9 protein-coding genes and 1 tRNA gene are annotated in these 12,211 nt (G+C 39.0%); 5 read left to right on the top strand and 5 right to left on the bottom strand.

Annotated elements, in window-relative coordinates:
* The first annotated feature begins 41 nt into the window (after positions 1 to 41).
* Positions 42 to 2,291, top strand: coding sequence for a beta-glucosidase BglX (gene bglX, locus FG27_RS04575; protein ID WP_231563263.1), 2,250 nt, complete (start codon positions 42 to 44; stop codon positions 2,289 to 2,291).
* Between the two features lie 86 nt (positions 2,292 to 2,377).
* Here the strand turns inward: bglX and FG27_RS04570 are convergent, their stop codons facing one another.
* Positions 2,378 to 4,975 carry a glycoside hydrolase family 2 gene (locus FG27_RS04570; protein WP_037316122.1) on the bottom strand — a complete coding sequence of 866 codons (2,598 nt, stop codon included), beginning with the start codon at positions 4,973 to 4,975 and terminating at the stop codon, positions 2,378 to 2,380.
* Positions 4,976 to 4,999: 24 nt separating this feature from the next.
* Positions 5,000 to 5,899 (bottom strand): alpha/beta hydrolase, encoded by a 900-nt coding sequence (locus FG27_RS04565; protein ID WP_037316119.1) that lies wholly within the window; start codon positions 5,897 to 5,899, stop codon positions 5,000 to 5,002.
* Between the two features lie 131 nt (positions 5,900 to 6,030).
* On the opposite strand from FG27_RS04565, the gene FG27_RS04560 reads away from it, so the two are divergent.
* On the top strand, positions 6,031 to 6,483 hold the full coding sequence (locus FG27_RS04560; protein ID WP_037316116.1) for a GatB/YqeY domain-containing protein: 453 nt from the start codon (positions 6,031 to 6,033) through the stop codon (positions 6,481 to 6,483).
* 135 nt (positions 6,484 to 6,618) lie between these two features.
* Positions 6,619 to 6,692, top strand: a tRNA-Arg gene (locus tag FG27_RS04555).
* On the opposite strand, the gene FG27_RS18910 is transcribed toward FG27_RS04555, so the two are convergent.
* Positions 6,646 to 8,235, bottom strand: a complete 1,590-nt coding sequence (locus FG27_RS18910; RefSeq protein WP_081912651.1) for a recombinase family protein — start codon at positions 8,233 to 8,235, stop codon at positions 6,646 to 6,648. The two genes, FG27_RS04555 and FG27_RS18910, sit on opposite strands and share 47 nt — an antisense overlap.
* A gap of 269 nt (positions 8,236 to 8,504) precedes the next feature.
* On the opposite strand from FG27_RS18910, the gene FG27_RS04550 reads away from it, so the two are divergent.
* Both FG27_RS04550 and FG27_RS04545 read left to right on the top strand, forming a co-directional pair.
* A complete protein-coding gene (locus tag FG27_RS04550) occupies positions 8,505 to 8,765 on the top strand; it encodes a hypothetical protein (RefSeq protein ID WP_037316113.1) in 261 nt (86 codons plus the stop codon).
* Positions 8,766 to 9,024: 259 nt separating this feature from the next.
* Positions 9,025 to 9,435, top strand: a complete 411-nt coding sequence (locus FG27_RS04545; RefSeq protein WP_037316111.1) for a hypothetical protein — start codon at positions 9,025 to 9,027, stop codon at positions 9,433 to 9,435.
* Positions 9,436 to 10,111: 676 nt separating this feature from the next.
* Here the strand turns inward: FG27_RS04545 and FG27_RS04535 are convergent.
* Positions 10,112 to 11,596: a recombinase family protein gene (locus FG27_RS04535; protein WP_197051662.1), complete on the bottom strand. Its 1,485-nt coding sequence runs from the start codon at positions 11,594 to 11,596 to the stop codon at positions 10,112 to 10,114.
* The gene (locus tag FG27_RS04530) at positions 11,574 to 11,765 is read right to left on the bottom strand and encodes a hypothetical protein (RefSeq protein ID WP_037316102.1); all 192 of its coding nucleotides are present in this window, start codon (positions 11,763 to 11,765) and stop codon (positions 11,574 to 11,576) included. Before FG27_RS04530 ends, FG27_RS04535 begins: the two co-directional genes overlap by 23 nt.
* Between the last annotated feature and the right edge of the window lie 446 nt (positions 11,766 to 12,211).

Here is a 12,211-nt window from a genome sequence, read left to right as displayed (position 1 = left end):
AAATCTAAAGATTAGGAAAAATGAGAAGAATTTATCTATCAATGAGCCTCATAATTTTTATGGGAATTTCATTCCTAAATGCCCAGGAAAGAGTTCCGGAGGTAGAGGAATTATTAAAGAAAATGACGCTGGAAGAAAAAATTGGCCAGCTTAACCTGCTTACTCCCGGTGGTGGCGTTGCTACAGGATCTGTAGTAAGTGAAGACGTAGAAACCAAAATAAAAGAAGGAAATGTTGGTGGTGTTTTTGGTGTTTCCAGCCCCGAAAAAGTAAGACAGGCACAAAAGCTTGCAGTAGAGAATTCCCGACTTGGAATTCCGTTGCTAATTGGGTCTGATGTTATTCACGGATATAAAACCACTTTTCCTATTCCATTGGGACTTTCTTCCAGCTGGGATATGGATTTGATCAAAGAAACCGCTCAAATTGCGGCTAAAGAAGCTACGGCCGATGGGATTAACTGGAATTTCTCGCCAATGGTAGACATAGCTCGCGATCCGCGTTGGGGTCGTATTGCTGAAGGTGCCGGGGAAGATCCTTATTTGGGTTCCCAGGTTGCAAAAGCAATGGTAGAAGGTTACCAGGGAGATGATTTTACTGCGCCTAATACAATGATCGCTACCGTAAAACATTTAGCGCTATATGGAGCTTCTGAGGCCGGCCGGGATTACAATTCGGTAGATATGAGTAAAATAAAAATGTTCAATGAATATTTACCGCCATACAAAGCTGCGGTAGATGCAGGTGTTGCCAGCGCAATGACTTCCTTTAATGATATTCACGGCGTTCCTGCTTCAGGAAATAAATGGTTAATTACCGATTTATTTCGCGAGCGCTGGGGTTTTGAAGGTTTTGTAGTTTCAGATTATACTTCGGTAAACGAAATGATTGCCCACGGAATGGGAGACCTGCAGGATGTTTCGGCTTTGGCTATAAACGCCGGACTTGATATGGATATGGTTGGAGAAGGGTTTACTACCCTGAAGAAATCTGTGGAAGAAGGCAAAGTTTCCGAAGAACAGATCACCAAAGCGGCTCGCAGAATTCTTGAAGCCAAACATAAATTGGGTCTTTTAGACGATCCCTATTTATATTCAGATGAAAGTAGGCCAGAAAAAGATATTCTTTCCGAAGAAAATAGGGCGGTAGCCAGGAAAGCAGCAAAACGTTCTTTTGTGCTTTTGAAAAAGCATGAAAACACACTTCCATTGGCCAAAGATGCAAAAATTGCATTGGTTGGACCATTGGCAAATAATAAGAATAATATGCTTGGAACCTGGGCACCAACCGGGAATCCTCAGCTTTCAGTTCCGGTGATGGAAGGAATAAAAAATGTAGCTCCAAATGCTGAAATTTCTTATGCAAAAGGAGCCAATATTAGTAACGATACTACATTTGCTAAAAATGTAAATGTTTTTGGGCCGCGTATCGAGATTTCGGAAGAAACTCCTGAAGCAATGATAGAAGAAGCTTTACAGGTTTCTAAAGATGCCGATGTAATTGTGGCCGTAGTTGGAGAAGCTACCGAAATGAGCGGGGAAGCTGCCAGCCGTACCAATTTAAATATTCCTGATAGTCAGAAAAAATTGATCAGGGAACTCGTAAAAACCGGAAAGCCCGTAGTGTTAATATTAATGAGTGGCCGTCCGTTGGTGATTTCCGAAGAAATGGAAATGCCGGTAAGTATCCTTCAGGTTTGGCATCCAGGTGTAGAAGCCGGAAATGCCATAGCCGATGTGCTTTTTGGAGATTATAATCCTTCAGGAAAGTTAACTGCTACCTGGCCAAGAAATGTTGGGCAAATTCCAATTTACTACCGAATGAAAACCACAGGTAGACCAGCCGCATCACCTTCTGAATTTCAGAAATTCAAGTCTAATTATTTAGATGTGGAAAACACCCCGCAATTGCCATTCGGCTACGGACTTTCGTACACCAATTTTGAATATGGGGAGACAAAAGCAAGTAGTGATAAATTAAGCGAAAACGGTAGTATTACCATTACCACTACGGTTACCAATACCGGTGATTTTGATGGGGAAGAAGTGGTGCAGTTATATACGCACGATAAAGTACGAAGTATTACGCCGCCAATGAAGGAGTTGAAAGCCTTTAAAAAGATAAGTTTAAAGAAAGGTGAAACAAAAGAAGTGAGTTTTGAGCTTACCGCTGAAGACCTGAAATTTTATAATGCAGATCTGGAATTTGTAGTAGAACCCGGCGAATTCGAGTTTTTCGTTGCCGGAAGTTCAGACCACGAATTTACCAATGAATTTACGGTAGAGGAGTAGTTTTTATTGATGCACAACCTTGAGATACCCTACTATTTCTGGGTTATTGAATCCCGCTTCGGCGGGATTTTTTGTTTTAATACTTACTACAACTTCTCCAATTTAATTCCCGATAACAATGCATTGCCAGAATTATCGTCAAATTTAATCTCGATCCCCGCATCGGTTTTTATTTCATAAGAAATTTCAACAGCCTGAAGCCTTCCATAATCTCGGGCCAGGTTGAGGTCTCTGGAAAGTGTTTTTCTATTAATTTTTATATCAAAACTTCTTAAATCTGTTATATTCTTTTTCTCTGCTTCACTCAGGTTGTAAATATTTTCTTCGGAAGCATTGTATTCAGGTTCAGCGAAAAGAAGCGTCACACGGTACTTTCCTTTTTCTACATCGAATTTATAAGCCTCAATGCCTTCCTGCATAGTTTGAAATAACGGATCGTTTTCTGTGCCTTGAATATCTGAGGCAGTTCCCTGAAATTTACTGCTGCTTTTCTGATAAACCTCGCCACCAACATATCCAAAACTTCCTTCTTTATATTCCTGATCGCTAATCCAGGTTTCGCCGGTTGTTTCATCGGTAAAATTAACGTGGGTACCTACGTTAACCAGTATCGCATTTTGATCAATTTCAGCAACAAGATTTTTTCTGAATTTTACAATTATCTCACGAGAATGAAAAAGCTTCTCATCTGTAGCGACTAGTTGATGTTTTCCTTCCGGAAGCGAAAGTTTAAAAAGGGCAATACCATCTTCAACTTCTGAAGTGAATTCGGCATTATCTACTTTCAATTTCACTTCTTTGGCATTAGAAAATACGGTGATTTCTATGCTTTCGTTTTCATTCTTTGGATATCGCTTTTCATAATTTTTCCCGGCGATATAAATAAATGGTTCTTCCAAAAGCCTGGCCTGGTAATAATGGTATATATCCTTCTTGCTCCGGTCCATATTCACCAAACCTTTCTGGTTGATATAAGGCCGTGAATCCTGACGGAAAGACGAACCGAAATCGGCGAAATTCCAGGCGGTCATGCCAAATACATAATCGCGTTCCAGCACCTGGTTTATATAACTTCTGTGTAATTTTAGCTGATAAGCTTCAGAATAATCCCATGGTTTTGGATCGTTGGTCTGGATCCTGGAATCGGCGCCGGGACCGTATTCCGAGATAAATAAGGGTCGGTTTGGATAACGTTTATGTTGCTCATCTAAAAATTCCCCAAAACTTTCCAGGCCGGGAGAATACCAGCCAAAATATAAATTCCAACCTATTACATCGGGGATATCGGCAATGCCCGTTACGTTGTATAATTCGTTTTCGTGCAAAGCCATCACACTTAAACGATCGGGATCAAGGCTTTTGGTTTCTTTCTCGAGTTTTTCAGCCAGTGCTACCGTAGTTTTTATTTTGGCTTTCTTTTCTTCTTCGGTCATCTGGTTATTAAAAACCAATCTAATGAAGATCTCATTCATTAATCCCCACATTACTATAGAAGGATGATTATAAAACTGCAGGATCTGCTCGCGTTGCATTTTAAGCGAAACCTTGTGGTAAGCATCCGTATCGGTGACATCGTTGATTACAGGTACTTCTGTCCATACCAATAAACCAAGTTCATCACAAATTCTATAAACTTCGGGATCCTGCGGATAATGAGCGGTACGAATCACATTAGCGCCCATTTCTTTAATGATTTTATAATCTGATCTATGAATTTTATTCGGTAAAGCATTGCCTAAATCTTCAAAATCCTGATGGCGGTTTGCGCCAATAAGTTTTATAGGTTTCCCGTTTAGAATGAAACCTTTCTCGGTGCTCACTTCAAACCATCGCAGTCCGAATTTGGAGTCTATTTCATCTAAAATTTCCTCGGAATTCTCTTCAGAAATCTTTGCTATTGCTTCATATAATTTTGGAGAATCTGGCGACCATAACTCAGGATCAGTAATTTCTTTGCTGAAATTAACCGATTTGGTTTCAGCCGGCGAAAGCTGAACCTGCTTGGTTAAAGTTTCGATTTTCTGTTTTTCAGGATTAAAAATATCCACACTTACTTTTAGGTTTTTAGAAACTTTTGAATGATTTGCAATTTTGGTTTCAAAACTTATACTCGCTTTTTCTTTCGAAACTTTAGGGGTTTTAATCAGCATATTCCCGGTGGCTTCATTTTCGAGTTCAAAGTGGATTTGGTTGGTGAGAATGAGTTGTAAATCGCGATAAATTCCGCCGTAAAAATTAAAATCGGCATCCAGTGGGGGAATATCTGTATTATGAGCATTGTCCACTACAATTCTTAGCTGGTTTGCTTCTCCATAATTTAGCGCTTCAGAAATATCGAAAACAAAACCCGTATATCCGCCGCGATGTTCGCCTACTTTTTTCTCATTAACATAGACAGTGGTGATTTGATTGCTGCCTTCAAATTTTAAAAAAGCACGTTTTTGTTGCCCTTCCTGCGGAACAAAAAGCGACTTTTTATAAGTTCCCTTTCCGCGAAAATATTCTTTTCCATCCAGAAAAGCATCTTCGGCATTCCAGGTATGCGGAATATTTACAATTTCGGTTTTTTCATTTTTTTCCGAAGAAAACTCCCAAGCAGAATTTATGGTTTGGATATTTCGTTGCGCAGCAAGGTTAAGGCTGCATAGCAGATTTATAATAAAAAGAAAGTAAGCAGATTTCATAGGAATAATTTTAAACGAGGTTTCTTATTTCCAGACTTCAATTTGTTGATTTTCTCCATTCAGAAATACCTCGTTGAAAAACTTAAAAACCTCCGGTAAATAGTTAAAAGGCATCCCTGAATGTTCGTGTTTTCCGCCTTCGAAACTATAGAGCATATAAGCGGTATTCAAATTTGCCAGCTTTTGGGTAATTGTTCTGGACCCGTCTAGCATAATATATCCCGGCTGGCCTGGATCACACCAGTGATGAGGTGCGGTTGCATAAGGCACCAGATTATCTTCGGTTCCGTGGAAAAATACCCCGGGAACGGCGTTTTCTTCAGTAATATATCGCGCATCTACGATGGCGCCGGCAAGAGAGAAAACCCCGGCAAAATTGAAATCTTCATATTTAGAAAAGTTTTCAAACATAAGTCGCTCGTTATACACTGCATTAAGTACAGCTTCGGCCCCGGCGCTGCTTCCTCCCACAATTATTTTGGAAGTATCTATGCCGTATTCATCCTTAATTTTCACCATAAAACTAACGGCATCCATAAAATCTTCAGCAGCCAGTTTAAAGGTTTCTATTTTTCCGGAGGCTTCATAATCGCAGCCAAAAGATTGTCCTTTTCGTGTTAAGCGGTAAGATATCTGTACGGCTACATAACCTTTTTTGGCGGCGTTTTCTGCAAATTTAACTTCGGCGGGATTGGCGCGGGTACCGCCTGCAAATCCACCACCGTGCATAAAAATAATTACAGGTCTTTGCTGCATGCTATCCTTTTTCGGCTGATAAATATCCAGTTGAAGGGCTTCACCGTTTTTTGTGGCATAGGTTCGGGTTTCAGTTTCTTTTAACTGAAAAGAATCGTCAATAAATCTCTCTTGTGCTGAAATTGAAAAGCTTAGGAAAAGAAGGATGCAAATAAAGAGTTTTTTCATAATAAAAGCTATGTTTGAAGTCTCAAGATACTTAATTTTGAAGGGAGAATAAGTGGGGAATTTAATTTTAATATTTTATCTTCGCTGCTGAAATTAGATTTCCGCCTGCGCGAAAATGACACTTAAAAGCTATGAGTTTACAGGATAAAGTAATGGCAGAGATGAAGGCTGCTATGAAGGCTAAAGACAGCGAAAAGCTAGAAGCTTTACGATCGGTAAAAGGAGCTATTTTATTGGCAAATACCGAAAGTTCTGCAAAAGATGGTTTAACCGAGGATGAGGAGTTAAAGCTTCTGCAAAAATTGGTAAAGCAGCGTAAAGACAGCGCCGTGATATACCGGGAGCAAAATAGACCAGACCTGGCAGAGCCTGAAGAAAAGCAAGCCGCTGTGATCGAGTCTTTTTTACCGGAACAATTAAGCGAAGCTGAGATTGAAGCTAAAGTAGACGAAGTTATCGCTAAAACCGGATCCACCGGAATGCAGGATATGGGGAAAGTGATGGGAATGGCGAGTGCTGAATTAGCCGGTAGAGCCGATGGTAAAACCATTTCTACCATTGTTAAGAAGAAATTGAGTAAGTAATTTTCAAAATAAGTTTGAAAAGAAATATTTTTAGTTTTGCTAACTGCTAACTGCTAACTGCTAACTGCTAACTGCTAACTGCTAACTGCTAACTGCTAACTGCTAACTGCTAACTGCTAACTGCTAACTAAATAAGGCCCCGTGGCGCAACTGAATAGCGCATCAGATTTCGGCTCTGAGGGTTGCAGGTTTGAATCCTGCCGGGGTCACTTGACGGGACAAGGTAGAAATATCTACTTTTGTCCCGTTTTTTATTTGTTGTAATTCATTGTTGATCAAGAAGATATACTGCATAAATTCGTTACGCCGTGCGGTTCGAACTTGGTTTTCCTGAAAACTCACTTTTTCAGGATAAATCGAACCAATATCTTTTCTGATATCCATTATACTGCCGCCTTTTAAGGAATTTCCGATCATTATAGTTTTTTGTAATCCTTTGTTTATTAGTGATTTAATATTGTTTGTGCTATGGTTGATATTGGTAAGCTTCGATTCTAGGTCTTGTATTTTTACACTGTATCTCAATTTTATTTCACGATAATCGGAAACATCAATCTGTTGGGTTGCCAAAAGATCCCTGGTGTGTGAAAGTCTTTCTTCGTAATCTTTGATCTGCTGAAGGATATGGTTTTTTTCATTTGAAGTTTTATTGTCCTGCCTCTTCAGATAGTCCTTCATTATTATTTTTTCATAACATACTGAATTATCGATTTCGGGGATGAACGCCATAATGTCTTTTTCAATGCCTTCATTTATCTTACCTGAATTTACACGGTACTTGCAAGGTGAAATACAATGGTAGTAATAATAATAACGGCTCCTCCCTTTTGATTTGCTTCCGGTCAATACCCTGTCACATTCAGGACAGGTTAAAAATCCCCTTACCGGAAAGTCTTCAAGGGTTTTTATTTTTGAGCGGTATTTTCTTCCCCTGTTATCCAATACTTCCTGTACTTTATTGTAAAGATGTTCCGAGATTATTGGTTCGTGCTGTCCTTCTACAAGGTAGCTGTCTTCATCTTTATACCTAGGAATAAAAATCTTTCCGCAATACAGGGGGTTCCTGATGGCCTGCCAAAATGCATTTTTACTGCACGTTAACCCCTTTTCCTTTGCCCTTTTCCATACCTGTTCCGTATTAAAGTCCCCCCTGGAAAGTTCAGTAAAGGCCCATTTCAGCAAAGCGGCATTAGGCTCTTCCGGGGCAATATACTTTTTCCCATTTTCCGTTATTTTGTTCACATAGCCTACGGGGGCACCTCCCATATACCTTCCTTCTTTTTTTGCCCGCCGCATGCCGTGAAAGGTATTCAGCGCTCGACGGTCGTTTTCTACTTCCGGGGCAGCCAGGTAAAAGGCGAGCATCATTTTGTTCTCAGGGATGGAAAGGTCCAAAGGTTGTTCAATGGCTTGTGGTTCCACACTCAATCGTCTTAGGATGCCGATCATTTGGTAGGCATCCCCAGCATTTCGGCTAAAACGATCCCATTTGGTGAATAATATTAGGTTAACATTATTTCCCCGTTTCTTCAGCTTTAACAAAAGTTTCTGCCATTGTGGTCTCTCAAAGGATTTAGCGGAATAATCCTCATAGATGATGTTGCGAACCTTGATTGACCGACCATTACAATATTTGAGCAATACTTCTTCCTGATTGCGTTGAGAGTATCCTTTATCAGCCTGTTCATCTGTACTTACACGGATGTATAAATCTGCTATATTCGCTATTTTTCTTTCACTTTTTAGGGTCATTATATAGAGGGTTTATTGATAAGGAACACCTAATTTAATGTTTTTTAGAGATTTAACAACCCTTTAAAACAATTGAACCCCTATTAAGACCATAAATCTTTTGGTTCAAAAGCGAAAAAAATCAAACAGTCTAAAACGAGAAGGGATGATGGAGCCTAGCAGGCTATCCGATAGAATAGTCTAAATAGTGAGATTTAGGATAAATTTTGCTGGACCGACTTTAACAAATTATTGGAGGCAGTTCGAAAAGTCAACTAATCAATAAAAAAATGATGAAAGCAAGACACAATTCTGTAAAACATTTAATTGTCGTTTATAAGGAAGGACTGCTGGTAACTACCATTGGTGTGGATGGGAATAAATGGATTTACACCCTAAGGATCAAAACCAAAACGACTATTGAAGGAAGCCCAAAAGAATTCTTAAAAAATACCATGATCTTCCAAAAGTTTGTTCCAGTGATATTTTACTTCCAGTATATTCCAACCAGAAAACCAATCAGTACTTCCGTGAAATCACTAAAGAGGTAAACATTAAGGAACTTGGTCCCACGCGGCCAGGCATGCATTCGCAGCAACGGTAATCTTAGCTAATGATGTTCCCATAGAAACAGTATCAAAACTTTTTGGGCATACAAAATTATCAACTCCCAGATCTATGCTAAGGTAATTGATTCTAAAATTTCAGAGGATTTTCATAAATTGAAAAAAAGAATTAATTAAGGTTTTTTAACATAAATGAACGCAACCTTTTTTTAAAATTAACATCTAACAATAAAATACCAATATAATGAGACAATTTTTTGTATATTTTATTATGATTTTACTCGGTGCTTGTTCTAATTCTGATAACCAAGAAGATAACTACGAAGATGCTATGGAAAAATGTTCCAGTATTCAAGTTAGAAAGGTTTTAGAAAATTCTATACCTGCAAGAGTAGAAGTTATTGAAGATGGTGATTATTTTTTTAATGGTAACAAGAAATATTTAGAAGTTGATGCCGAGAAATATTTGGTGAGCTTAGCGGACGAATTTAATTTAACTACAATAAAAATTTTTGTTTCAGGAGTAGATTTGGGTGAAAAAGGTAGGGATGTAAAGATAAAAGGAACGATTCTTAATTGTGCTACAGGAGCACATGGTCGTCATACTAATAATTTGTGGGATTTCTATTTATTGGAGAATCCAGTTATTGAATAGATTAGGATAATTAAAATTTGATAATATGCTACGCGATGTTGGGTCGTCATTTTTCTATAATAGAATGCTATTTGAGCTTGTTTGATATTGAATTAAAAAAGCTCTATAAATTTTTTCACGGAAATTTTGATTCAGACCAGTAATACCGGTAATCTTTTCACGCAAAAACTGAAATTCACACTCCTTCACCACTTTTACCTACACTGCGCAAAAGCTTCATTTCAGTAAAAAGGGTTCATTACATTTTGTCTTGGACACGAGCCAAAAAGCTTTAAATATTAAATATTATAAGAGTTATAATGGAAAAGCTTTTTAACTCAAGTCCGTCTTGATAGTGACTAAAATTCACAGATCAGGATTTCAGAGTTTCTTTTAAAATCCTTCTCTTACCTCACATTCCCTTTTGTCGCCAAAAAATAAGCTTTGAAATTAACGCACCTTTAGATTTGTTAGATCGATTATTTCTATAATAATTATGATGCTGAAAAGAAGGGGCATCAAAAGAAAATGGAATGACACTGGAAAAAGTAAATGAAGATACCGGAATAAACAGTTTATTATGATCTATGATATTTTTTCTTTTCCCCGGCAAAAAAAAAATGCTTATGTTGAAAAACAGGTTTGATTCCTATAATAGTTTTGGTACACTTAGTAAACGTCTATTTAGTAGACATATTTAGTCCTCCCAAAAGCCGGTGTGTTTATAGTGGTAGACATATTTTAGGATCTCATTGCTCTTTTCTGCTTTTAAATTATGACCGTGGAACATCAATTTGTGTGGATACATTAAATGTACTATTGACCTGATATTTTCATGGTCTTCTTCCTTGATTATCTTGTCCAACTGTAAGAGGTACTGAATATTCCGGGACAATAAGCCATCAATATCGGGAACCCTACCTTTGAGGGTTTTTAATTCCTCATCCAATTGATTGATTAAACCCTCATACTTCGATTTGAATCTCTGGTAATCCAAGGCATCGATTTTTTCCCTGGCCAATAAGTCCATGATATGTTCTATCCTTTGCTTGTAGTCTTTAAGCAGGGTCGATTTTTGTCTTTTCAACATTTGGAGATTTCCTGTAAGGTCGTAGTATGTTTCTATGAGTATTTTTTCAAAGGTCCCCAGTATTTCCTTACGGGGAACGTACTTCTTTAATTCCATCTGCAAGGCAAGCATTAGCTTCTCAGTTTTAATACGATGTGGGCATCCTTTGCTGCAATGGTAATAGCTGTAATATTTGTTCCTGCCCTTTGATGTACTTGCCGTTAATTTTCGCCCACATCTGGGACAGAGCAGGAAGCCCCTGAGCGGGAATTTAGGATGGGACTGCAATTTGGTACGGTATTCCCTTCCACGCCCATCCAGGACGTTTTGAACTTTTTGGAACAATTCCTCGGCAATAACTGCTTCGTGTTGCCCCCTAACAAAATAGCTTTGTTCGTCTTGAAATCGTGGAATAAAAATCTTTCCGCAGTACAGTGGATTCCTGATAGCCTGCCAAAAAGCATTTTTACTGCAATCCAGACCTTTTTTCCTTGCCATTTTCCAAACCTGTTCCGTATTGAAGTCCCCCCTGGAAAGTTGGGTAAAGGCCCATTTTAGTATAGTAGCACCTGGTTCTTCCCGGGCAATATACTTTCTTCCGTCTTCCGTTATTTTGTTTACATATCCTATGGGGGCCAATCCCATATACCGCCCTTCCTTTCTTGCACGCCGCATGCCGTGAAATGTATTGAGCGCCCGGCGGTCGTTTTCCACTTCCGGTGCGGCCAGGTAAAAAGCGAGCATCATTTTGTTTTCCGGGATGGAAAGGTCCAAAGGTTGTTCAATGGCCTGTGGTTCCACACCTAATCGTCTCAGGATGCCGATCATTTGGTAGGCATCCCCTGCATTTCGGCTAAATCGGTCCCATTTGGTAAAGAGGATAAGCTCAGTTTCACCTTTGTGCCTTTTAAGGGCGGCAATCAATTTCTTCCATTGTGGCCTGTCAAAGGATTTGGCGGAATGATCTTCATAGGTCACGTTCCGGATTGCAATGGAATGATGAAGGCAGTATTTACGCAGCACCTCTTCCTGGTTTCGTTGTGAGTATCCCTTATCGGCCTGTTCATCTGTACTCACCCGGATATAAAGGTCAGCTATTTTTCTCCCTTCCATGTTCATGGTTTTCCAAATATGCAGTTATCTTGATCCTGGCTATTTTCCTTAAAAAAACCAGGAGCATTATAGCTTCGTTTTCATCTATAGAAAGATTTTCCTTTTGGAGCGTTTCCACGACTTTATCCGGGGTCATTTTCTTCTGTATATGGTACAGCTCCTTTTTCATATTGTTTTTCTTTAAATATGGTCAGCAACCTGAATTTAAGCAGACAAGGGGGTATATTTTTTTTAAGGAACCCCTTGTCGGTAAATGGAAGTATTTGACCTCATTTTTTTCCTTGTAATCCGCAAAGCACATTTATGACCTCCGCCATCCCCGCCCATAAAAGAGCTTTGCCTGGATGCTGTAAGAAAGACTATTGAAAAATGCCTGGTATAGCCGCACCAATCATTTTTTCAATAGCCTTTTCGTGGCTGCTGTGGCCAAACTAATAAACAGGCACAGTTAAATGCAAGTAATGGTAATACTACATCCTTAACCTCAGTATACCATTTATACCATACCGTCTTTATGGCTTCCACGATTTCTTTTAATCAAAGCGCCAGTATGCTATTTTATCCCATTTCAAGAGCAAAGGTATTTACGTGTTCTTGACCCAGCCCCAAGGTCAA

It is taken from the genome of Salegentibacter sp. Hel_I_6 (genome assembly GCF_000745315.1).
Taxonomy (GTDB): Bacteria; Bacteroidota; Bacteroidia; order Flavobacteriales; family Flavobacteriaceae; genus Salegentibacter.
Note: the sequence above shows the minus strand (reverse complement) of the source record. Positions and strands in the feature narration are given on the sequence as shown.